Source organism: Paenibacillus sp. FSL K6-2393 (genome assembly GCF_038002545.1).
Taxonomy (GTDB): Bacteria; Bacillota; Bacilli; order Paenibacillales; family Paenibacillaceae; genus Paenibacillus.
Map to the genome: position 1 here is coordinate 3,906,054 of NZ_JBBOCU010000001.1, position 25,718 is coordinate 3,931,771.

16 protein-coding genes are annotated in these 25,718 nt (G+C 46.1%); 2 read left to right on the forward strand and 14 right to left on the reverse strand.

The genetic code is table 11. The features are described 5' to 3' along the window. Positions 1 to 303 precede the first annotated feature (303 nt). From MHI14_RS17215 to MHI14_RS17260, 10 genes are all read right to left on the reverse strand, one after another. Positions 304 to 3,108, reverse strand: coding sequence for an alpha-mannosidase (locus MHI14_RS17215; protein WP_341130866.1), 2,805 nt, complete (start codon positions 3,106 to 3,108; stop codon positions 304 to 306). Between the two features lie 18 nt (positions 3,109 to 3,126). Next, entirely contained in the window at positions 3,127 to 3,951 is an 825-nt protein-coding gene (locus MHI14_RS17220) for a carbohydrate ABC transporter permease (protein WP_076211825.1), read from the reverse strand. A gap of 22 nt (positions 3,952 to 3,973) precedes the next feature. Next, positions 3,974 to 4,840 (reverse strand): carbohydrate ABC transporter permease, encoded by an 867-nt coding sequence (locus MHI14_RS17225; RefSeq protein WP_036608294.1) that lies wholly within the window; start codon positions 4,838 to 4,840, stop codon positions 3,974 to 3,976. Between the two features lie 67 nt (positions 4,841 to 4,907). Further along, on the reverse strand, positions 4,908 to 6,287 hold the full coding sequence (locus MHI14_RS17230) for an extracellular solute-binding protein (protein ID WP_341130867.1): 1,380 nt from the start codon (positions 6,285 to 6,287) through the stop codon (positions 4,908 to 4,910). A gap of 79 nt (positions 6,288 to 6,366) precedes the next feature. Next, on the reverse strand, positions 6,367 to 7,668 hold the full coding sequence (locus MHI14_RS17235) for a glycoside hydrolase family 125 protein (RefSeq protein ID WP_341130868.1): 1,302 nt from the start codon (positions 7,666 to 7,668) through the stop codon (positions 6,367 to 6,369). Between the two features lie 223 nt (positions 7,669 to 7,891). Next, a complete protein-coding gene (locus MHI14_RS17240; RefSeq protein ID WP_339312842.1) occupies positions 7,892 to 9,064 on the reverse strand; it encodes a GntR family transcriptional regulator in 1,173 nt (390 codons plus the stop codon). A 154-nt stretch (positions 9,065 to 9,218) separates the two neighbouring features. Next, positions 9,219 to 9,401, reverse strand: a complete 183-nt coding sequence (locus MHI14_RS17245; protein WP_341130869.1) for a sporulation protein Cse60 — start codon at positions 9,399 to 9,401, stop codon at positions 9,219 to 9,221. A 238-nt stretch (positions 9,402 to 9,639) separates the two neighbouring features. After that, complete coding sequence (locus MHI14_RS17250) at positions 9,640 to 14,886, reverse strand: S8 family serine peptidase (RefSeq protein WP_341130870.1); 5,247 nt, start codon at positions 14,884 to 14,886, stop codon at positions 9,640 to 9,642. Positions 14,887 to 15,574: 688 nt separating this feature from the next. Next, positions 15,575 to 16,993, reverse strand: a complete 1,419-nt coding sequence (locus tag MHI14_RS17255; protein WP_289392395.1) for an exosporium glycoprotein BclB-related protein — start codon at positions 16,991 to 16,993, stop codon at positions 15,575 to 15,577. Between the two features lie 283 nt (positions 16,994 to 17,276). Beyond that, positions 17,277 to 18,737: an alpha-L-fucosidase gene (locus MHI14_RS17260; protein ID WP_341130871.1), complete on the reverse strand. Its 1,461-nt coding sequence runs from the start codon at positions 18,735 to 18,737 to the stop codon at positions 17,277 to 17,279. Between the two features lie 122 nt (positions 18,738 to 18,859). Between MHI14_RS17260 and MHI14_RS17265 the strand changes: the two genes are divergently transcribed. After that, complete coding sequence (locus MHI14_RS17265) at positions 18,860 to 19,705, forward strand: AraC family transcriptional regulator (RefSeq protein ID WP_341130872.1); 846 nt, start codon at positions 18,860 to 18,862, stop codon at positions 19,703 to 19,705. A 26-nt stretch (positions 19,706 to 19,731) separates the two neighbouring features. Here MHI14_RS17265 and MHI14_RS17270 read toward each other — a convergent pair whose 3' ends face one another. Then, on the reverse strand, positions 19,732 to 20,817 hold the full coding sequence (locus MHI14_RS17270; RefSeq protein ID WP_341130873.1) for a glycosyltransferase WbsX family protein: 1,086 nt from the start codon (positions 20,815 to 20,817) through the stop codon (positions 19,732 to 19,734). 61 nt (positions 20,818 to 20,878) lie between these two features. After that, a complete protein-coding gene (locus tag MHI14_RS17275; RefSeq protein WP_133384630.1) occupies positions 20,879 to 21,871 on the reverse strand; it encodes a hypothetical protein in 993 nt (330 codons plus the stop codon). A 287-nt stretch (positions 21,872 to 22,158) separates the two neighbouring features. Between MHI14_RS17275 and MHI14_RS17280 the strand changes: the two genes are divergently transcribed. Continuing rightward, entirely contained in the window at positions 22,159 to 22,566 is a 408-nt protein-coding gene (locus MHI14_RS17280) for a hypothetical protein (protein ID WP_240767997.1), read from the forward strand. 110 nt (positions 22,567 to 22,676) lie between these two features. On the opposite strand, the gene MHI14_RS17285 is transcribed toward MHI14_RS17280, so the two are convergent. Beyond that, positions 22,677 to 24,026, reverse strand: coding sequence for a glycoside hydrolase family 30 protein (locus MHI14_RS17285; protein ID WP_133384629.1), 1,350 nt, complete (start codon positions 24,024 to 24,026; stop codon positions 22,677 to 22,679). Between the two features lie 22 nt (positions 24,027 to 24,048). Beyond that, positions 24,049 to 25,692 carry a sugar ABC transporter substrate-binding protein gene (locus MHI14_RS17290; RefSeq protein ID WP_076211804.1) on the reverse strand — a complete coding sequence of 548 codons (1,644 nt, stop codon included), beginning with the start codon at positions 25,690 to 25,692 and terminating at the stop codon, positions 24,049 to 24,051. Positions 25,693 to 25,718: the final 26 nt, after the last annotated feature.

Consider the following 25,718-nt stretch of genomic DNA (forward strand, 5'->3'; position numbering starts at 1 on the left):
GTCACCCATCTCCATCCCTGAATAAATACAGAATTAAATATTATGTATGAAAAGCCACCAAAATCATTCATTTTAAATAGGACACTCGTTTATTAATCAATCATCACAAAATCTACTGAATAGCACAATAATACCACATTTTTCTATCTTGGAAATTAATTATTTTATTGGATAAAAAGAACTTATAGGGAGTGATAAAGCCGTTATAGCCTTCAATAAGACAATGATTTGACTACCAAAAACCTCCTGTCCACACTACCGTGAACAGGAGGTTTCTTATAGCTATGCTGTTCAAAAATCAACTCAGCGTAACGCGTTCCCTTGTGTAACAATCTTGTACCCCGATACCGTTTGGCTTTGCCCCTCCAACGTGTCCTTAACCCGTTCCAGCACATCGCTCTCATAAACGGAGGCAGTTTCGAATCCAGTTTGTACGTTCAACTCAACCGGTTCGGAGTTTAGATTATACCAGCGAGCAATCAAATCTCCGGTTTCCTCTGCGATCTTCAATGTGGAGAAGGCTAGTGACGAACCTTGTGCATTCCATGCCAGCCATTGCTTCGACAGAGGCAGTTCAACCTTTTTCCCATCAGCACCGGCATGACTTTCTCGCTCAAACGTGCGTGCTAGTGCCCCTAGCTGTACAGTCGTCCACGGAATCGGATACACGTATGCGGATGCACATGCACCTGACTGTGCAGCATCGCCCGCAAATGGAATCATCGCATATTCTACACTCTGATGTCCCAGACATTGGGCTTCCGGTGTTTCAAACACACCCCAATCTCCCAACTCCGAAGAGGCACGCAACAGCGTAACCGCAATCGTGCTGCCTTCTTTATGCTGTAAAATCTCATATTCATTCAGCCCTTTGTTTGCAATCATCAACCCTTGATTACCATCAGTCACATGTACAAACGCTTGCTGATGCTGCGCATTACTCGGATTCACCCATTCTTTGGCCGGTGTGTTGGAGCGTTTGGCAACCTCAAATATGGAATCTGCATAATGATCCTCTGTCACCAGTCCTGATGGAAAGAGTGCACGCAACCGATGATCCTTGGCCTGATTGTTAAAGTCAGATTTTACTTTGACCATATTACTGCCTGCTTCCAGTGTATATGTTGTCGTAATCACCAACGGAACAGTGTTCTTGACTCGCTGCGCCTTCCGTTCTGTAAAAGGAACCATCTGGCGCTTCTCCAGTTCAAACAGTTCATCTGCTCCAGCAGGAATATCCCAGCGTAATACACTCTCTATGACTGCACGATACGGAGATTGCTCCACAATCCGCAGGTCTGCCTTCAGATGCTCCGTGGTCAGCGTTGTCTCTCCCTCAGGTTGACGGTAGACATATTCATTGCCGATATCACCGGTATTCTCATATGAATTCAACCCCCTGTAAACAGCACCAGAGACTTTATCTTCAATCGTTGCCGTACCATTCTCTTCAACCGTCACCCGCAAATGACCGTTCTCCATCATCATTCCCTGAACCTGGATGAGTTCACTTGTTGTATCGGGCACTTCAGCAATCTCAGCAATCTCTGCTTGCTTCTCTACTGGTATAAGAGCATATGTCTTATATCCCAGCGAAGGTACATCCACCGCCTGGAAAGTCACTCTTACTTTACGAGCCATATAAGGCTGTCGGAAGCGATCCTTCGGAAGTTCATAGCCGAAATGTGCACCCAGATCCTTGATTTCTGCCGAATACGTGCGTCCATCTGAATCGACCAGCTGATACGCTGGTAACGCATCCTCTTCCAACTTTTGCGCAAGGGCTTGAGGATTAGGACCTTCCGGGAAAAATGCTTTGTCCACAATCAGATCCATCTCAATGATTCCATTTCGATTCCATCCACTCGTGTTGAACACAGTGAACAGCACTGCTTCCTCTCCCCAAGCCTCAGCAGGTTGCACACGAATGGACTCAGCAATCGCCTGCGCGCTCTGGGAAACCAATTTCTCTGCAAGTTGTCTGCTCTTGGCGAAGCGGGTCACCATCTCACGGTGAACCTCATCGACACTGCATCCGCAGATGCTATCATGTGGGTGGTTCTGCATCAGCATCTTCCATGCATGTGTCAATAGATGGTGCGGATAATCTTTTACCCCGGCTATATGGGCCATGGCGGCCAGTGGTTCGGCTACTTTTTCAAGCAACGTCTGCCCCTGCTGATTCAACTGTTTCAGATAAACCCTTGCGGATGCCGTATTCACCAGTGTTCCCCAACCATCCGTGTGCTGACTGCGAAGTTCGCCCTCAATAGTCGCCAGATGCTCGGGGACTTCCTTCGTAACCGCCTCAATGTAATCGTCAAAATTGGAGTGGATAAATTCCACATCAGGATACAACGCAGCCGCCGTACGTAAGGCCTCGGGCAGATCCGTCTGGATCGGCTGATGATCACAACCATTCATGAACAACAGATGTGGGGTCGAGGCGAATTTCTCGGCATCTTCCAGATTTTTATCCCAATACGCTCGGGCTTTCTCCGAATCAACCGGAACTTCCATCCCATTACAGTACCAATTCGCGAACAAAATGCCGAGCACTTCCGAACCATCCGGCGAACGCCAGATCATCTCGGAATAGGGAGATTCATAACTGTCTGCATCCACCACGGCATTATTGAATCCAGTAGGCTTTACCCCGCGCCCGAAGATCGCGTTATGAATGTCCGCCTGTTGCAGAATTTGCGGTGCCTGTCCCATATTCCCGAAAGAATCCGGGAAGTATCCCGTCTTGGATATCACACCCAAAGGTCGAGCATCACGATGACCGATGAGCAGATTACGCAAGTTGGCCTCGCTGCTGGTCAGAAACTCATCCTGTAACACATACCATGGCCCAAAATGTATGCGTCCTTCGCGGATATAACGGTCGAGCCTCTCCTGTTGTTCGGGCCGAACCTGCAAATAATCTTCACGAATAATCGTTTGCCCATCCAGATGGAAATAACGATATTCCGGGTCCTGATCAAGTGTGTCCAGCAGTTTATCCATCAGCTCAATAAGAAGAACATGATGATGTTCATAAGGCATATACCATTCACGGTCCCAATGGGTATGCGAGATGAGATGTGCCGTCTTTTTGGTTGTCATGTTGCGTACCTCCTGTCATTAACCTTTGGTTGCCCCGCCCATGCTGAAGCCCTTGGACATGTAGCGCTGGGAGAAGATGTACAGCACAACCGAAGGCATCGTATAAAGTAGTGAGAATGCAGCCAATCTGCCGTATTCAACCATGCCGTGGCTGCCGAAGAATTGATAGATCGTGACCGATGCCGGAAGTTTCTCCGGTGTCTGGAGCAGGATATATGGCACGAAGAAGTTGCCCCAACTTCCCGAAAAGGTAAATATCGCTATCGTTGCAATACCGGGCAACATCAATGGCGCTACAATTCGTCTCAATCCGTTCCATACGGACGCACCGTCAATCCATGCCGATTCTTCCAGATCAATCGGCACCGAATCCATGAAGTTTTTCATCATCCAGATGCCGTACGGAAGTGAGGATGCCGTCAGGAACAACATTGTGGCGATGATGCTATTTTGCATTTTGAAGAACAGAAACATCTGAAATACCGGAACCATCACGGCAGTAATCGGAAGAGCTGTCATGAACAGAATGGATAACAGGAAGCTTTTTTTGAATCTCATTTCGTAACGGGATAAAGGATACGCAGCAAGCACCGATACCAGAACAACCAATATCGCTTGCCCTCCCGACAGAATAAGGCCTACACCGAATGAACGAAGATTGCTCGAATCCCCAAGTACATCCTTGAAATTTTGAATGGTCCAGGTACTGGGCATTTTGATGCCCTGCTGCGCGTTCGGGTCAAATGAAGCCAGAATGATCCAGAGCAGCGGCAATAAAAAACAGAGCCCTAGAAAAACTAAAATCCCGTACTGGATTTTGCGTTGAAGCCCATGTTTGACCATAGGGATCGAACCTCCTTCATGGTTACACTTTCACTTTCATGGATCGCATGTAGAACAGGCTGGCGATAATACCAATGAACAACAGAACCAACGAGATGGCTGTGCCGTATCCAAACTGATAGTTCACAAAGGCCTGGTTATACATGAAAATCGGTAAGGTTTGTGTTGAAGTACCCGGGCCACCACCGGTCATCGTATAGATCAGCGTGAACACACCCAGTGTCTGTAGTGTAACCAACATCATGTTGGTCACGATGGACCCTTTTACCATTGGAATCGTAATGTGTCTGACAATCTGGAACCCGGTGGCACTGTCAATAATCGCAGCTTCTTCAACTTCCTTCGGGATATCATCCAGTGCCGACTGATAGACCATCATCGAAAAGGCCGTTCCGTGCCAGATATTTGCGATAATGACACTCACCATAGGGAAACTGAACAACCAGGAGACTGGATTTGCCCCAAACCAGCCGAGGATCTGATTCAATGAACCATTGTCACTGAAAAAAGCCACCATACAGAATGCCACGACAATCTCGGGTGTCACCCAACCGGCAATGACGATGATGCCGATGACCCGACGGAACGTCACATTTTTCTCCTTCATTAGAAGAGCCAGAATGAAACCAAGCAATACCTGACCAATCACTGCGGAGAAGATGAGAAAGACCAGCGTGCGCCAGACACTAATGCGAAAGTCAGGATCATGGAACATATTAATGAAATTCTGGAATCCAACAAACTCCAAACTCTTGGCTGCCGCCCCGGTCAAAGCCATGTTCGTAAAGGCAAAGCAGATCGTCAGAATGATGGGAACAATGAAAAACACAAGTAATAACAGTACGGAAGGCATTAGAAACAGAAATGAACCTGGTGCTTTCCTTTTCATAAGTCACTCTCCATTCGAACCGGAAAAAGGGGAGATTGTGCCTCCCCCTCCGAATATATCGATATCCTTATTTCTCTTCGATGCTGTCCGCGCCAAGGGAACGCGATACGTTGTCCTTCAATTGCGTAATTCCCTGTTCCGGCGTCAGCTTGCCAGAGGCAATACTCTCAACAATGCTTTGCAATTGTGCGGATACCGCTGCATATTGATCGTTCGCTGGACGGAAGTGGGCCACATTCAAGAGTTCCTGTGCTTCTTTGGTATATGGACGATCCGTATAACCTTCAACTTCAGTGGAATCATTACGCGGACTGAGGCTGCCTTCCGCTACAACACGAGCAGTCGCATTTTCCTTATTCATCAGGAACTCGATAAATTTCCAAGCCTCTTCCTTGTTCTTCGCTTGTGCAGGAACAGACCAAGCCCACCCTCCGGACATCGTAGTTGCTCCAGGCTCTTCCCCATTTTGTGTTGGGAATGGTGCAAAGCCTATTTTCTCTTCGACGTTGGCAATTGGAGCAGCACCGTTCTCGGCCCATGTCGAACCTGCCCAGCTACCATCTACAGCCATCGCCAGTTTGTCTTGTGGGAACTGTTGCTGGAATGCAATACTGCCAGCTTGTCCATTCAAGGCTACCTGCATGGTCGGACCTGTTTTATCCGTGTTAAACACTTGATCTATGAATTTGAAAGAATCCAGAAGGCCCGGGCTGTTAACTACCCATTTCTTGGTGGTGTCGTCGTACAGCGTATCCGCCGTACCATAGAGCAGCATTTCCAGTGTTTGCATGGTGACACCTTCACCGTTTGCTTTGCCCACGATCATATTAAGCGGTGTCACACCTGGCAGTTTTTGCTTGATGGTACGTGCTGCTTCGAGTACTTCTGCCCAGCTTGCAGGTTTGAATGGAACTTCCAGACCAGCCTGTTGAAACAGTTCCTTGTTGTACCAGATTCCGCGTGTATCCGAGGTAGCCGGAACGCCATACACTTTGCCGTCTTCTCCGGTAACCCCCGCCTTCAGGTTGTCGATGATATGTTCTTTCCAATCGGGCCATCCCTGAACCTGTGTATCCAGCGGCTCCAGATATCCGGCAGCAGCATCGGATTTGATGATGGATGTATCTTCGGCAATGACATCTGGCGCCGTGTCAGGCGATTTCATCTGCAAAACCATTTTGGACGTATAATCACCCTCACTTGCCAATACAGGCGCGATGTTGATTTTGATATCCGGATTTTCTTTCTCGAATTGATCCACCAAACCTGATTGGAAGAACTTCGTAAGTGTATCTTCCGATCCTGAAGAACGGAACGATACGGTTACTTCCTTCTTGCCATCACTGGTTGTGCCTGTACTTGAACTTCCGCCTGAACAGGCTGTAGTTAGAATGAGCAAGGATGTCATAACTGCTGCTACCGGCATTTTCAATGATATTTTTCTCATGATTCGCTCTCCTCTTTGTCGGAATTCAACGAACTCCGAACGTTATGATGTACTCGCAGGTTATCTCTTGCTTCCCTATCTATTTCTGTACGCGGAATCCGCAATAATCCATAATCAGTTCACTAAAGAGCATGTTGGACCATGAAAACCATGGACGTGTATATTCATGTGGATTGTTGGCTGAAAAACCTTCATGGGTCAGTCCGGTATCCGCATCCGTCTTATGGATGAGCTGAAGCAATCGTAGTTTTTCATTGCGATCCTCTGTAGTCAGCCCCTGCATCGATAACGCGATATGCCAGATGTACCCTTCCGGTGTATGCGGACTACCGATTCCCGCTGCAGCTGTTCCCTCATAAAAATACGGGTTGTTCGTGGATAAAATGAAACGGCGTGTATTCTGATACACCTCGTCGTTCTCCTCCACATATCCGAGATAAGGCAAAGACAGCAGACTTGGCACATTGGCATCATCCATCAGATTGTGATTGCCTTTCCCATCCGTTTCGTACGCATATATGGTTCCATATTCCGGATGTTCAACGGTGCCATAATCCTGAATACCTTTGTTGATCTGTTCCTCCAACTGCTGAGCAGTCGCTGCCAGCGTTTCATCCTCGAACACCGCTTCAGCAATTTCCTGAAGATATCGAAGCGCCACAACAGCGAACATATTGGATGGAATCAGATAACCATATTCACAACGATCGTCGCTGGGACGGAATCCCGACCAGGTCATGCCTGTGTAGGCTGTTTCAGTACCTCGTCCCTCTCGGGTGAGCGTATCGGTTTCGGGAGCATCCAGACGTTGGAACGTGTAGGGTGATTTCGTCTCATGATGCTGTTCCACTTGCCATAACTGCATGATGATCTGGGCTGCTTTACGGAACGTATCATTGAATTGAGTTGTTCTTCCCGTGTTCTTCCATAAGAGATAACTGAGCTGAATCGGATAAGCCAGTGAGTCGATCTCATACTTCCGTTCCCAGATCCAATCATTCATCTGCGTCAGGTCTTCCTGATGTCCTTTTCCACTCTCCGTCTCATTAAAAGCGTTTGCATAAGGGTCCAGGAGAATATAATTCAGTTGACGTTCAACCAGTCCAGCGATCATGTCGGCGATATCTTCATCCTCTGAAGCGAGAACCAGATAAGGTCTGACCTGAGCAGCAGAATCACGTAACCACATGGCAGGGATATCTCCTGTAATCACAAAAGTTGTTCCATCTTCTTTGCGCTGAATTGTGGTCGCCATCGTATTGGTAAAACAGTTTTTGAACATTTGGTTAAGTTCCGGATGGTCCGGCATACGTTTGTTAACCTGATCAACCATGTCGTATATCGAGGGGGAAATTTCTTGATTATTTCTGGGTGTCAGCATGTTGTCCTCCTTATGTAATCCAGTTTGTTAACCGCTTTCATCATCCTAAAACGAATATAATGTTATGTCAATATATTTATTTGTATATTAGCATGTTATTCTCATTTCACCGCACTAAATAGTATACCAATTAAGTTAATGTTCCCCTTTTTATCCACAACAAAAAGAGACCTCGTTTCCACGAAGTCCCTCTTTGAACACAATGATTATAAAGCCGCTAAAACTAACCCTTTTGTTTCACCATACTTGTTGATTTACCCTTCACCAAGCGGGCAGGCAAAACAACTCTGTTCACTGCCATTTCGTTGTTCTGCATACTTTGAAGCACCATCTCGAATGCCTGTTTCCCCATATCAAACTGGCTTTGTCGCATGTGTGTTACACGGCTTCCTTCGGCAGCGTTTGGACTGTCAAAACAAATGATGGACATATCTTCCGGGATCTTCAGACCAAGCTGATCGGCCGCCTGTTCTGCAAGTAAAGCAATATGGTACTCCGCAGCAAAGAGTGCAGTAATCTGGGGGTATTTCTGTAAATGTTCCACCAGTGTCTCCACATCACGGACCTCGACTTGAGGATCAAACACACTTGGCAGTGTCGAAAGAAAAGATTCTAACCACAGTTCCCTGTTCACCAGCACTCCTTGATCATGATGAGCCTCAATGATGCCTTCAATTCGTTCTTCAATCGGTGTCGTGTTCGCCGGAGGCTGTGTCAGAAAAGCGATATGTCGGTGACCGAGATCGAACAAATAATTCATCCCTTCTCGCGCCGCGCCTACGTTATCCGTACTTACAGATGAAGCCGGAATACCTTTGAGGTAACGGTCAATCAGGACAAACGGGAATTTGTTAACAACCAGTTTAAGAATTTCATCGCTGAAATATTCACCCTGTGCCGGGAAGATAATCAATCCATCCACTCCCAGTTCCAGCAGTTCCTGAATACTCTGTTCCTCCTGCTCGGGAATCCCGAAGGATCGTCTAAGTACGAGAAAACAATCATGCTCTCGCGAAGCTTCTTCCATACCATACAACAGTTCTGTACCGTACATATCACTGAAGTTAGTAATGACCAGACCAATGAGCAGCTTCTTCTCCGGATCTTTAACCGCAGCACGCGGAGCAGGTCTGTTAGGTCTTTCTTGCAACACATCTGCCGTGTCGGCTACAAAAGAACCTCGTCCCGGCTGACGAACAATTAATTGTTCACTCGCCAGCATCTCAAGCGCTTTTTTAGTTGTAATCCGGCTAACTCCGAATTCATCACATAATTCCTTCTCCGAAGGAACACGTTCACCCACTTGATATTGATGAAGCTGTATCCGTTCGCGCAAGGATTCAAAGATCTGTTCATACATCGGCTTGGATGCCGAATCTTTCCCCAATACAAGCACCTCCATAAATACCCATACTTCTCATGTTCTACATCCTAATATATCATGTTATATCATTAATGTGAAGAAAGGAGACAACTCACCTGCTGTCATGTGAGAGCAAAAGAAAAAGCATCCCAATGGATGCTTCATTTTCTAAAGTTCATTATTAAATTTATTTGGCATAGATAACCATAGCCGAGTAATGATTTATAACGTAACCTCCGTTAGTAACGGATACTTCAGAATACTTGATATCCACTGCATTCACAGTATTGATCCCATTTAAAAATTCATTCATTTCTTTCTCCAACTCTACAGTACTTGTATTTTCAAATATTCTCACTTGTGTTCTCATCGTTCATCTCCCTAACCATCTAATAATGACTTAAGGGATATTATACGTCTTTGATGCATTTAGGTCGCATATCAAACTTCGCTGTGTATCAGGGATAAATGATTTGATAGCCGAGTAATCTTAGGCGTCAGATATGAATTGATACAAAAAGAAGCCGATAAACCCTGATACCTCGGCTTATCGGCTTCTTGCTTAGATGGTCAAAACGTAGTTATCATCCATTTCACACTTTGCATAATTAAGGTTGCAGACCCTCAGCAGACGGTGGATCTACTTCTGTTTCAGTCTCTTCAGGGCTCAAATCTGGTTCTGGAACTGATTGTTCTTGTGCTGCGCTGACGAACAATCGTCCAGCTGCTTCAGCCTCTACTTTGTTGCCTGCTGCATCCTGAGCTCGAATCACAATGACTCCAGCATCCAGAACAAGGGATGAAGGTGTTGTGTACGTACCTGTGTAACGACCAGGTTCAGTCTCCACCAATGGAATCTCTCCTGCCCCTTGGGCATTCAGATTCAAAGGAAGCTGAATCCGGAAAGAGGCTTGCAGACCAGGTTTACTGTCAAATGAAACGGTAACACTCTCTCCTGATGTGATTCGAACATCCTCAGCCGGAGTAATATTCGTAAGTTCTGGCAACGCCGTTTCCACATAGACGGTGCGTGTTACGGTTGTTTTGTTACCAGCGATATCGGTTGCTGTAATGGTAATTGTGTTCTCGCCTTCATTGACCAATACACGGTGACTGAAACTTCTGTCTTTACCCACTTGTACGGTTTGTCCGTTAACGGTTACCTTATCGAGGAATTGTTCCACGACATTACCCGTTACGTGAACAACTTCTGCATTGATGCGATCCCCCTGAGCTGGCGTAAGAATCGTCAATTGTGGTTTTGTCTGATCCAGAATAATGACAACGGGGAGTGAACGGTCGGTAGTTTTTCCGTCCACCACTGCCTCCGCAGTAATCGCATTAATGCCAGAACGGAGTTTCACACCGTATGAGAACTTCCCATTTGCCACCGTTGTGGTGCCAGCTAGATCCTTGCCGTTGTAGATCTTGATTTGAGCTCCAGATGCTGGAGACGTTCCCGACACAGTGAAAGTCGATTGATTCGTATACGTGTTTGCAGGTACTGTGAGCACAGGTGCATTTACCGGATATCTCACGACTGCTCGAATCATGTAGTTGCCTTCTTCTGCAGGTGCAGTGCTCCAGGCCCCACCTACACGCTGCCAGCTTCGACCTGCATTCGTACCATTCTCATCGGTAGCCAATCCCGGAGCACCAGTTCCGGCTACACTCTGTACATACACGATATAGAAATCACCCGTTACGATCACTGGTTCCGGGAATTCAACGGATGTCCATTGATCGTTACGAAGTGCAGTACCATCGAATGGTCCAGCCAGCTGTCGTCCCGGAGCTCCACCGGCACCTGATGCATCATAGACGGCATATTGGAACGCTGTACCTCCTGGTACGGGCCATTCGGTGTTCCAGAAACGGAACGATGCACCCGTAAGCTGTGCAGTTTCCAGCTCAGGTGTCATTCGAACCGCCCAAGCATTATCCGCAGCTACAAAAGCTCTTGCATTTTCTGCTGTTCCATCATCATAAGCAATTTCCCCAGGGAAACCGATGAATGGTTTCAAGGCAACATTTGCCTCAGCCGTACCATTACCAGGGACAGTCACAGTAACCGTTTTACTGTAATAATCAGCAGCCCGGATGGACAGGGTATAGCTTCCTTCCAATACCTGAATAACAAAGCTGCCATCTGAACCTGTGCGAACTTCACCTACCTTGGCATCTTCCACCACGAGAACGGAAGCATCAGCCAGTGGTTGTCCTGTCCGCTCATCTGTTACAACACCTTCAATCTGTCCATGCGGGATTGCCTCCAGATTAAAGTTGGCTTTGGCTCCACTGCCATCGGTGATCGTTACCTGCTGAGTTCGAGGATAATATCCATATGCCTCCGCTTTTAACGTGTAATCACCTGCAACGTGTGTGAAGCTATACTTGCCTGTAGCTGAATCTGTCTTCACCGAACGTCCGGTTTCCAGTACGGTAACCGTTGCACTTGCAGGCAGGCTTTGTGGATTAACCGAACCTGTTCCTGGTTTTTCAACTTCCGGTTGTTGCTGTTTCGTTTTGTTGAATTCCGCTTTGTCTGTCCGCGAAATTTTGTACCATGGATTATCATAGGACGGTTTCGGTTTGTCACTGTTAAGCACAACCGCACTGTCCTCCGTTACCGTCTCCGCAGCAACACCCAGTACACGGAAATCATCAATGAACCAGCCTGTCTTCACAACACTGTTGTCTGAGGTCAGACGGAACCGGAATTGAACTTCATTACCGGTAAGTGCATCCAGATCATAAAATACGGGTGTCCATTGTTTACCGTTTGTACTATGTGAGAATTTGCCCAGTTCTGACCATGTGGTTCCACCATCCTTGGTGACTTCCACATACCCATAGTCGTATCCGCTCTCAATCTCGTACCAATGATTAAACGTGAGTGTTCCTTCGGATACATCCGTCAAATCAATGACCGGAGATACGAGTGAATAGTTGGAGCCATTCTCGTACGTATTGTCTAGATCGGTCGCCCAGACATTCGGTGGAGAAACCGCGCTGGCAGGTCCCGTTACCGGAATGCCGCGTTCCCACTCATCTTTGGTTCCTGAATGAGTCCAACCATTATCATCACTACCATCGAAATGATCGATGTAGATATCTTGTGGCACTTCTACTGTAATGGAGACCTCGTTCGATTTGTCACTTTCATTGCCACTATAATCAAGTGCGGCAACGGTATAGTAATACGTCGAATCTGTCACCGTAGCCGTATCTGTAAACGTTGTTCCTGTTGCAGTTCCAATGGATTCATAACCTGTACCTGCGGTTGTGGAGCGATATACCACATAGGATTCGAGATCCTCATCGCTCGGACCAGTCCAGCTCAAGGCTACATTACCAAGAATATCGGCCGTCGCAGACAATCCGGCAGGAGCGCCCGGAGCAATCTCATCCAGTTCTTCTACAGCGAAATCATCAATGTACCAGCCAGCCTTTTGCACTGAATTATCACTCGTCAGATTGAACTTGATGAACACCTGCTGTCCCGCGTATTCGCGAAGATCCACATATTGTGTCTTCCAATTGCCACCTGTACCCGTGAAGGTTAACAGCTCTTCGAACACATAATCGCTATCCTCGGAAGCGATGTATACCTTGCCGAAGTCGATGTTATTCTCCAGGTCATACCAGTGCTTGAAGGATAATAACGCACCTTCTGGACTCTCGGTTAGATCAATAGGCGGCGCAAGCAGATATGCATTGCTATTCGCCACATAAGTTCCTTGCAGATTGGTTGCAATCACCTTGTCACCGGAGTATGCACTTCCAGGACCACTGCTTGGTGCTCCCCATACCCAGGTACTTCCGGTTCCGCCAGTCGTGAAGCCCAGCTGATCTTCTTCAAAATCCTGAAGATATCCTGGCTGAACACCATTAGAGACAGCCACTTTATATACCTGACTTTCGAATCCGTTGTTGCCGTAATCATTCACGCGGATATAATACTCCACACCTTGCGGTTCAATAAGAAAAGCAGGGATTGTCGCTGTATACGTCCCATCTTTGTTATCTCCAGCAATTCGATTCATCGGCAGATAGACGTACTGGTTGGTACCTGTCGTTTTGGCAAAAGCCTCGACGGAGACTACCGCGACGTTATCTGTCACATGAGCGGTTAATGGTATATCAATGCCTGTAAAGGCTGAATTGACAGGGGTATGTGCCAGGACTGGCTCTTCCAGATCATCTCCGGCTGTAACCACTCTGCCGGATACCGTGCCGATTCCTTCGAGTACAGAACCCACAGCATCAAGGGCATTAATAATGCCGTGACCGTAGCCGTTATTAGGAGATGTCGGATACTGACTATCCGTTCTCGGTGTGGCTGTATCTGTAATGATCTGCTCCAGCTGATCCACTGTAAGGGAATGATTGGCCTGAAGCAGCAGTGCAGCAAGCGCAGTTGTATGTGGGCCTGCCATAGACGTTCCGTTCCAGCCTCCCTCATATACACCGCCCGGAACTGCTGAACGGATATTCACACCAGGGGCAGATACTTCCGGTTTGATCTCATCATACGGGGATGGACCCAGCAGGGAGAACGAAGCCAGATTTCCGTTGATATCGGTTGCTCCTGTAGCAAAACTTTCAGGATAGTTGGCCGGGTTAGCAACAGAACCAGGTCCGCCAGGGTTACCCAGTCTCACATTTCCTGCGGAGAATTCCGGGAAAATCTGAGCATCTCGCCAGGCTTGCACCATCGGTCGGAACCATTCATCCAGTCCTGCGCCTCCGCCCCACGAGTTGTTTACCACATCCGGTGCAAGTTCAGGATGCAGATTGCCTTCCGCATCGACTGGCGCGATCAACCACTGTCCGCCATCCAGAATAATGGCATCCGTTGTTTCCGGATTGAATATCCGCACACCAATCCATTTCGCACCGGGAGCAACCCCGATCTGATTGGTGCCATCTGCTTCAGAGCCAACCATCGTACCCATCGTGTGAGTACCATGTCCGTCTTCGTCCGCAGGGAGGGAAGCATTACTGTGCGGATCATACCAGCTCAGTTCGGGATCAACGATATTGCCCGAAGCATCCAGGCCCCGCCATTTGCTGCGAAGTGCCGGGTGTGTATAATCCACACCACTGTCCAGATTGGCAACAACAATCCCTGTTCCATCGATGCCCCGATCCCACACGGCTGGCGCATTGATGTAATCCAGGTTCCATTCCACGTTTTCAGTCGCAAGCTTGTCCTTGGCAGCATGCTCCTTGTCTTTGACTCCGACTGAAGAGTCTTTAGCTGGCGTTTGGACAGCATCTTTGCCTGATGCCGCATTCGCCGGTTCTTTACTCACTTCGGCTTTCTGTAAGTATCGTGTCTCATTCGGTAGAATCTTCTCCACCTCAGGCAGCAGCGCAATCTGTTCCATGACTTCTTTGGTACTCGTTACTGCCAATGAATTGACAATAAAATAGCTTTTATATTCTTTGACCTTACCCAGGTCAACTTCCTTTTCCAGATAAGTTTCCAATGGATATTGTGTACGCGAGGCTGTTTCTCGCAGAGAGCTGACGACCGAATTACGAACGGACAGCTTTGTGGCTGAAGCCGTTTGTTTGGCGATGGTCGCCTTTTCCAGGGCCTGTTTGGAGACTGCTGCTGTATCCACCTGTTCCTTCATTTTCACCAGATAGGTAACATATTCACTACCTTCGAATTCTTTGGTCAATTTGGCGTTTACTTTGGACTCCGTAACTTTGGCAAGTCCAGATTTCATATCCAATTTGGATGATGTGGAGTTTTCAGCTGAAACCGGATGAATGATCGAAAATGCAAGGAGAAGCGAGAGCCCCATGGAGATGGGCTTGCGTAACCGATTAATCTTTATCAAACTTTTCCACTCCTTTTACCCGGTTTTTTAATTTAGTCTGGTACATATGCCCTTCTCTGCAGAATAAAACGTTAAAATAACCTTTATTGCGGACGAAACAGATACCCTGGATTTCACATAAAGCCTCACCTCCTTTACAGGTCTGGTTAGGGATCAATATGAGTCAGAAGAGATAACAGATCAGTCTATGTTTTTTTACTTGGAAGTTTAGGAGATTGAATGAATCGGATTAAACCATGTGAGTGAATAGTTTGGGTGTTTGAATAATGCAATGAGAGTGAATGTCGATAAGCATTCATGTGGAAGGGTAATCTGGAGCGTTAGCAGAACGCTTGCTAAGGAGTGGTGGATATGACTTTCGATCGTGATTCGAGTGAGTAGTTAAACATTTTAATTACATATAATAGTCGATTAGGAATTTAATTGGATTTTATTGGTATAGTATAAAATCATTATTCGATATATACAAGCACTTTATTGAAATATATAGAAAATAAGTCTATTTAATGCTTTTATGTGTCTCATGTCGCTTACACATTTCAGCTTATTTTTCGTATTCCTGCATGTTTTTGATGAATAATAGTTTGTAGTAGTTCTATATAACCAAGACCTGATACTCAAAATTTCAAATCAAGAAAAAGAACGACATGAGAACTCTCATGTCGTTCATATCAAAATTTATATCTCATCATGTAATGTTCACGCCGCCACTTGCATAGCCAACAACGGTATTCACAAGACTAAGTCCAGTTGCCGTTGCGGAGAATACAAGCAGAAGACGTGTCTGTGCAGTCACAGGTATAGCCAATCCGGTTGTTATGCCATTGGAGATACTACCCAATGCAATAATACCGGTGAGTGGAGGTGCCAGTGTAACGACGGCCCCTGGAACCGCAGTAAATGCATTATCAGGTGTAGGTGAACTGAATAATTGCGCAGTGATGGTCACCGTTGAACCGACCAAGGCCAAGGCTGCTGTTGTACTAAAATAGGCAGCAATGGAAGTTATAACGCCATCCCGTGGGACAGAGAACGCAAAGTTAATGAGTGGTCCGACAATCGTTCCCGTTAAATCAATGGTGCCACCCAGAATGCTGACTCCTGTTGCCGAGCTGCCGAAACCGATAAGGCTTGTCGTTCCGACCAGTCCACCAAGAACCGTTGTTAATATGGCAGGTCCGCCAGAAGCAAACGGTATGATGGCGCCCGAACCCGTAGCTCCTGTAACACCAGTGCTGCCAGTTACTCCCGCAATCCCAGTTGCGCCGGTAGCCCCGGTTACCCCAGCAATTCCGGCTGCACCCGTTGCCCCGGTGACTCCCGCAAGTCCAGCTGCCCCAACAGCTCCTGTACTCCCCGTTGCCCCTGTCGCTCCTGTTGCGCCACCTGCTGGGCCTGCCGCACCCGTTGCTCCAGTAACACCTGTCGCACCTGCTGGTCCCTGGGCACCAGCAGCTCCCGGTGTACCAGCTGGACCTACACCACCCTGAGAACCAGCAACGCCTGCCGGGCCTTGTGGACCAGGTACGCCCTGAGGACCCGCTGGTCCTGCAGGTCCTGCCGGACCTTGACTCCCTATGTTTCTAAGCCCTGATGTGATAGCCAATTCGGTCGCCCGGATCAAAATGACCAGTTGATCTTTCTCAGCCGAATCGATATTCCCCTGTAAAACGACAGATAGGAGCACATCCAGCAATTGCTGCAAATTGGTTCCCACACTGATCGGAGAAAATGGAACGGCCTCTGCAGATACAATGGTAAGCTCCAAGACCGCTTCGAGATCTGCCTTGGTTCCCTTTTTCAAATCCGAATGATGAACCAGAGCCAGTAATTTACGCAGTACCTCAATCAGAAGTGAAACATTGTGAGGCGTGGGATTGGCAAAAACCTGTACAATTGCTCCCTTCAACTCACCAATTAATTTGAGAAGCAATTCGGCTTCTTTGTCAAAACACTTATGATGGTGGTTATTGTGGTGGTGATTGTGGTGGTGATGATTGTGCTCGTGATGGTGTTCTTTGTGCTGCTCTTGGGGATGGTCACAGTCCTCAGCTTTTTTTTTCTTAAATCCGCTCCAACCATATCTGATGCGTTTCTTTGGTTTCATCTTTTTTGCAGATCCTCCTTAGTGAGTCTCAATCATTCCATTACAGGCGAACATCACTGATTTGATGATATCAGTATATTAGCAAGAAAGAATTTCGTGATTATTATATAAGTAAGTTTCCGAATTACCGTTTTCAGCTTGGAGCAGCCTCCATTATCATGGAGAGGATTTTGCATGGAAGTCAGCCCTGTGTATAGCCCAACCAAAAGAGCGCTATCCGATGAGTACAATACTCCTGGATGCGCCCTTTTTATATTTACAGTAGTTAATTTATCTTTGTTGATTAGTCCAATTTAATTTTGAAAACAATTGGCGCATTACTTTTCACAGTTGTTGTTGTGATCGTCAGTGCGTCCGCTGTTCTCTCCCATTGCGGCTGTTCTTCATAGCCAAGTACCTGAATATCTTGAATGACCCCTTGAAAATGGTGAGAATTTTCCTTCAGGGATTTAATCTGCACCACCCCATTATCTGGATAGGCAAGAACCGTGGCATACAGACTGCTTTCTTTTAACGTAAAACGTATATCTTCACTCGTAAATATCTTTGTATCCCCATCCGTGAATTGCCCTTCCTTCACCTCTGTCGGACCCTCGCCAAACGTACGCCAGAATGACGTGTCATAGATCGCTTCCCCATTCACTTCCAGCCACTTGCCAATGCTCAGCAAAATGTCGCGATCTTCATCCGGTATGCTGCCGTCTGCTTTGGGACCAATATTCAGCAGTAAATTCCCGTTTTTGCTTACAATATCGACGAGATCCCGAATAATCTCCTCAGCCGTTTTATAGTTATTATTTTCCGTATAACACCATGAGTTTTTAGCGACAGCTGTATCTGTTTGCCAAAAATAGGGCTTGAGCTCAGCGAACTGTCCCCGCTCCACATCCGGAACGGCACTACCAAACATGTAGGCCTCATGTTTATAATTGATAGCTACAGGCACACCCCACTCTTCGCCTTTGTTATAATAATAGGCAGCAAATTTTTTAAGATAGGGTTTGAACGCAACCGTTTGAATCCACCAATCGAAATAAAAGATCTTTGGCTGATATTGATCAACCAGTTCACAGCAGCGAATCAACCAGTCCTCCAGATACTCCTCAGTTGGAGGTGAGTCATACAAGTCGAAGTGATCCTTGGGTTCAGGCATGGCAGGCCAATAGAAGTCCCCACGCTCAAGGGGTTCCTTAATATCTGAATCAAACTCCTTCCCGTGAGACATGAAGAACCAGTGCTCGGCGCGGTGAGACGACACACATAAGGTCAGCCCCTGCTTCTCGTATGCAACCTTCATCTCACCCAGAAGATCCCGTTTGGGGCCCATTTCATATGTGTTATAGTGAGAGATAGAGCTTTTGTACATCTGAAAACCATCATGGTGCTCAGCCACAGGCATAACATATCTGGCTCCAGCCTGTTTGAATAACGTTGCCCATTCATCTGCATCGAACTTCTCTGCACGAAACATCGGAATGAAGTCTTTATATCCAAAGTCCTTATGAGGTCCATACACCTCAAGGTGATGTTCATAAGCTTTGGTGCCTTGTATGTACATATTTCGCGAATACCATTCGCTATCATAGGCCGGTACAGAATATAGCCCCCAGTGAATGAATATGCCAAATTTCGCTTTTGGGTACCATTCGGGTACTTGAAAGGCGCTAAGCGAACTCCAGTTGTCCTTGAATTTACCACTCTCAATCGTTGCTTCAATCTGTTGCAAATATTCGTTTTTGTCCATGAGATGTTCTCATCCCTTCTGTTATTGTCTGTAGTTGTATTGTAGTGCTACGGCCGAAGGATAGACATGCAGAACACTAACTTTTAGATGGACAATAATAACCTTGTATGGAGATGAAAAGTATGAATCACCAAACTTTGCTTACGAACTACCTGTCTAATCTCCAAGTCGAATTATTCATGGTCAACTACAATCGGTGCGATACGGATTGGCGGGATCTGGATTACACACCCGATTACAGCAAGTTTTATTTCATATGCGAAGGTGAAGGTTGGCTCAAGATTGGGGATGAAGAATATTACCCTGCGCCTAATCAGCTTATTTTAATGCCAGAGGGGATCAAACAGTCTTACTCTGCCATTAATGACAGTCCTTTTCTCAAATATTGGTGTCACTTTAGCGCAAAGGTTGGGGGAATCAATTTGTTCCAAATTCTGAAATTCCCACACATCTGTACGATAGATCAACCTGAGTTGATTCAAGCAATCTTCAGCAGTATCCTTACATATGCAAAATCCAATGAAGTCTATGCCCATATGATGGCCAAGAGCAAACTGACCGAGTTACTATCTCACTATCTAATGAATCTGGATCTGGATCAGATCTCTTTTATTAACGTTCCTGTCATGGAGAAACTGTCCACCATTCTGGCTTATATTGATTCCAACATCGAAGAGAATATTTCGGTTCAGGATCTGGCCCAGATCGCCTACATGCATCCAAATTATTTCATTCGATTCTTCAAGCAGCAGATCGGAGTTCCTCCGATCCTCTATATTACTGGCAAAAAAATTGATAAGGCCAAAGAGTTGCTTGCCTGCACCCCGAACACAATAACGGCCATCGCCGAACATCTCGGTTTCAGTGATTTGTACTATTTCTCCAGACAGTTCAAAAAGCATACAGGGCTAACTCCAACGGAGTACCGCAAACAAAAAACAGTACTGACAACGAAACATAGTCTATAAATAAGCTCAAAGCAGAGAGAGTTCCCTCATTCGGAACTCCCTCCTATAGACTTGTTTCTGTTCAATTCATGCTGAGTTACTTTCTTGAGTTCTCTTAAATAAGCATAACCATAGTTTTGATCCGGCTCAAGATATGCCCCTTCCGCCCACTCATTCCAGGCATTAACAAAAAGATATTCACTTTTGTACAGCGTCCTCGCTCGTTCCATCTGTCTGGACAGATACAGCCCAAACTTCTCTGGGGTGGCCCCAAGCGTACTCTGTCCGTGAACACCTCTCCGCGGTGTATTATCCCAATTGACAAAAGCACCTGGATAGACAATTTCTCCGTTACGGTGTGGTGTTCGTTCGAGAATGGAGGACCATACCTTGTCGTAATTCACAGCAATATGCTGCTGCCCCTTGATGTTCATTCCGATCCAGATTCCATTCATATGTCCATGTGCAAACGTATAATGCGGTTCAAATTCCATACTCGCATCAAAGATCTGACGATTAAATGTAGGGAATCCACCAATGGTCTGCACAAAATGGATCCCTTTCAGGCCATGCTTCAAAGCCAATTCACGCCAAAACTGAATCATTTCCTCACATTGCGGAATACTCGCTGGTCGATAGATCAGAAATAAAGGCTTACCTTGCACTCGAATATATCGTTTGTCCTTAAATACTTTTACCAAATAATTAAAATGTTCTTCCCAATCCTCTCGATCCCCATAGTTCTGGGCCATGAGAATATCGGATTCTTGCCCATCCCATTTTCTTGTCCATGTCTCATTGGCCCAAGACAAACAAAAGGGAAAATCAGGCTGCCCACTTTCCAGAATTTCATTCACTGGTTTTTCCAGCAAACGCTTGCCTTTGAACCAATAATGATAATAACAAAATCCATAAATGCCATGCTGTTTAGCCGTTTCCGCTTGCCACTTTCGTACATCTGGATCGGAAAGATCATAATAGTTCCCCTGAAACGGCTGCTTAGGCTGATAATGACCCGAATATAAAGACGTGGCTTTTTTTACATTCGTCCATTCAGTAAAACCGTCCCCCCACCATCGGTCGTTCTCCTCAATCCGGTGAAATTGGGGCAGATGCAGAGCAATTACCTTCAATCAGAACTCCTCCAATGCAGCAACATGATGCAGCCTACGCTCCTGTGATTTTTGGGATGATTTATATGAAAATGATATCCAGCAGTCGCAATGTTTTTTGTAGATGGGATTGATTATATTTCATGTATGCCAGAGCATGGCTAGCGGCCAGTCTCCTTGCATCAACACTCTGCCAGTAATGTTCAAACTTCTGAGTGAGTTCTTCACAAGAGTTGTATTGTTGAAAGTTACTAAGGTCAATCCCGTTGCTCTGATTCACAGATGGGCCTATGAGCTGAAACGTCCCACATGCGGCAATTTCCATCACGTTTTTGATTGATTCCCCACTATGAATAACCAGTTTGCTTCCGTTATATAACATCTGACGAGCTTCATTCGTATGAACAGGCTTGAAATCCCCGATCTGTGCCCAACCCTTTCCATCCACCCGAACCTTTTTGTTATCCATAAGACCTGATTTGGCAATTGCGGTGACGATGCCATCCGGTTCTGCATCCCCGATGATATAAACATCCGATTCATACTCCGGGGGAACAGCTTGCGGACAGAATATATGTGGATCAGGCGGCATGAACAGTTCATGACTACCAGTGCTTCCCATATGCTGCTGATCATCGCTTATTTGCGTTGAATGTTGTGTAAACACGTGATCAAAAATCGGTAGAATAGTTTCGCTTTGATTCACCTGTTGATCGGCAGACAACCAGATTGCCTTCTTCACGGTTGATGTCCTTAATGCTGTGATATTCTCATCCGGCAAGTTTTCTTCGCTTCCGATGACCATAATCAGGTCAACATCATAAGAAGATAAACAGGCTGACACGGATTCGATATATTTAATCTCATTCACATTTCTCACGAGATGTTTCAGACTCTGTTCAATCAGGACGCAATGTGATGACATTTCTCGGTCATTACAAGGAGTAATAAGAAGCACATTTAACTCTTTATAGATCACTTTTGGCACTTCTCGGGCAGGTATGCTTCCCACCTGCATCATTTTCAGCCATTGCTGATTCAGTTCCAATTGTTGTACTTCCATATGTTTACGCATGGATTTGAGTTTCCTGTTCAGAACCACATTCATCTGTCTCAGGAATAACCGGTTCGCATCATGAACTGAACGTTTCTTTTTCGTGGACTTAACCTGCGTTCTTGACTTCTTTCGGATAACAAACCCTCCTGTTCCATGCGAAAACATTCTCTGCCTACAATATGCACGAAATAGTGTTTCGCTAACTCTTTTTTTGCAAAAGGGGCTTTATCCCAAGTATATAATGTGTGGCCACCCGGATCATTCCAGATCTTGTCCTCATAGAATATATGAATACTGTATAGGAGATGATATCTTTGCCAACATTTGATAGTATCCTTGTCACCGGCAATCAGACGATAAATCAAAATCTGCACGTTAATGGTAATCAAACCGTTGGTGTCGATCTACAAGTCAATGGTAGTCAGACCGTAGCAGGCAGCCTTCAAATCAACGCCAGCTCCTCGATTGTCAACCATTTGGGTGTAGGCGGAGTAATTGAAGCTGGAGATAGCGTTAAGGCCGCTACACAATTAATGGCACTTAATCAACCTACTCTTCCAGTCTCCCTACCTGTTTTGCAACAACTCAGATATTACAATCCTGGTGTTGCAGGTCAACCCGGTCTGGTCTTAACAGGGACTGCTGGCAATCAATATATACTGTTCGTTGATGAAAGTAGTGGGACACCCCATCTCGCCATTCAACCCGTATAATATAGCCCTGAATCAGATGAAATTCACCAAAAGAAGCGATATCCGTGTACACTCCGGATATCGCTTCTTTTGGTTTCTTTTCTGATGAAGCCTGGTATAACTCCGTTCATTTATAAATCTGTGATTAATACGGACAAGACACTCTTGCTTTCCAGCTGGAACTTCATCAATACATCGTCGCGCAGCTTAACCTGTATGTTGCCCGTCTCCTCCCCATCATTAAAGAGGACTAAAGCTACGGAACCATCGGCATTTTTAAAAGCCACAGAACAAATTCCATCATCACTGGAAGTTGATTCGATCCGAACAGCCTTGGGGCGGATCAAGGCACTAAAATGTGCCAAGGCATAATAATCAAGTGTATACGTAAGTTCCTTTGTTTGCTGATTCACCTGAACGATCCCACGACACGTACTGCGGCCAAATCCCGGAACGGTTGGCCCGTTGTTCTCATCAAGTGCCATATTCCAAAGTACAAAGGACTTGCTGTAATTACGAAGAATCTGAATTCCCGTTCGCATCACATTAGAGAAGGCTTGCTCAAATGGCGGAATCCACTCTCCACCCGAACCTTCAGTGAAATGCACTTCTTTACCTGCAAAAGCTTCATATACCTTCGTTTGAGCAGATGCATCGCCCCCGTACCAGTGCCAGGCCACTCCGTCAACTTCCTCTCCCGCTTGTTCCAGTACGGTTAGGGGATATTCCGGTTGATCCCAGTTGTGATCGTAACAGAGAATCTTAGTTTGAATATCGTTTTGCACAAAGGCTGGTTTAAGATGGTTTTTGATAAAATCTGCTTGGGCTTCGGCTGGCATCAACATACCAGGATAGTGCCCTGGTTCATAAAGCGCCTCATTCTGTGGTGTGATGGCATGGATCGGTAATCCATGCTTGCCATACGCTTGAATGTATTTCACGAAATATTCAGCATAAACGGGATACCATTCAGTCTTTAATTGTCCGGTAATCATCGATCCACTCGTTTTCATCCATCCCGGTGCACTCCATGGTGAAGCAAACAGCTTCAGTTCAGGATTCAATGCCAACGCCTGTTGTGTTAAAGGAATAACGTCCCCTTCATCATGTGCAATGCTGAATTGGGTTAATTCGGGGTCCGTCTGCTGTTCTGGCATATCGTTATAACTGTATACCGTTCTCGCATAGTCCGAAGCGCCCATCGGATTACGGATGACCGACAGCCCGATCCCTTTCTCCGGATGGAACAGTCGGGTCATGACCTCATCCCGTTGCTCCTCACTCAAGATTTGGTTGATCAAATAGGCAGATGAATCGGTAAAAGAAGCACCAAATCCGTCCATCTCCTGATACGTTAGCTGATCATCCAGATGGATGGTCGTTGTCTTCTTATCAGCATCCAGTGGTTTCAATTGCTCCTGGGATAGAGATACGAATAACTCTTCTTCACCCGTAGATTTGTACATTTTGAATGTAGTCATAGGATTCTCCTTCATATTTCTATTATTGAATGCCTAGTTTCTCTTTGTTCAATTTCATCTTTTCACTGCGTACCTTCACAATCTCTTCCCAACGGTTCTCACCTAAAAATGACTTGTAAGAAGCCAGTGCATTGTCATACGAGGCATCATCCTTGGAACGTACCATACTGACCAGTGTTGTATTCCACTTCGTATTGATTGCTGACAACGCACGAGCTTCAGGTGTGCCCTGGTCCGGGCTAATATTCTCCAGAATGAAGTGTGGTTTCAGCTTGCCTTTGCCCCACTCCTGCATCTGTTTAATCGCTTCCGGAAAAGCATCTGCACTGAGTGCTTTGTGGCGGTCATGACCAAAGAACATAAATTCACCCATCCGATAATCCTTTTTGAATTGATCCGCATTATTGAGTTGCAGGTCTTTCACCGCTGGCAGCAATTCTACACTACCGTCGGCTTTGGTTTGGTAGGTTTCCCCCTCGATCCCGTAATTCATAAGCGTCTGTCCTTCTTCACTCAGCAAGTATGTGAAAATCTGAATGGCCTTGGCCGGATCTTTACAATCCTTGGAGATGAAATTGATCATCCACCCGGTTATTCCGGATTGATTCAATGTTGGTGCATTACCTTTGGTGCTCTGCGGTCCATCGATAGCAACATATTCTTTGCCTGGATTGGCACTCATGTAGATTTGCAGGTTTCCTCCTTGTTGAGGTGTACCGTCAAGCAGCATGGTCGCATATTTACCGGACTTCACTTTTTCCTCAAAAGCGGTTCCATCATCGGCAAAACTGTCATCACTGATATTGCCGTCTCTGTACACGGTGTTCAATGTTTTCAACCACGTGAGGTAATCTTCATCCAGATTGCGATCGTAGAATTCTCCTGATTCGGTCTCCAATGGAACGCCGATGAAATCTTGCAAAGTATCCCCGAGTGAACCTGTTCCTTCACCTATAGAGTTGAATCCAAACGGAATCAGCGCAGGGAACTCTTGCTTAATTCGTTTCATCACACTCTGGAATTCTTCTGGCGTTCCAATGACCGGACTACCCAAAGCTTCGTACACATCTTTACGAATGATAAATGCCGTTTTGGCAGGAATGTTACCGCTATCATAATCCTCTTGCGTATTGGAATAGTTCGGGTAACCATAGGTTTTACCATCCGCCAATTGGAACCAGTTCAATGTATCGGCAGCCGCAACTTTATTGAAGTAAGGATCATATTTCTCCGCCAGATCATTCAGCGGCATAGCCCAGGTTGCAGCTTTTTGCACCACTGGAGAATTCGAGTCAAACACCGTCAACAAATCAGGCATATCTCCACCCGCGAAAAAGGTGTTTAACTTGGTATCATCACCCGTGATGAATTTAATATTGATGTTCAGATCCTCTTTGATTTTCTTGGTAACAATGTCCTTGCCAAAATCAGTGTTCCACCAGTCAGCATTGACGTACCACGTCAGGTCGGTAGCCTCTTCCTTTTTATCCAACTGCCAAGCCGGCTTTTCCGGGTCAACCGTATAACGATCTTCAATGGATACCCAGTTCCCTTCACTGGAGCCCCCCGATCCACCACTGCAACCTGTAATCATAAGTACGGCTGTGAGCAGTGTTGCGAGCAATTTTATCCCTTTTTTGCCTGATGCCTTGTTCAACTTCAACATATTTTTGTTCCTCCTCAAAATGGGGT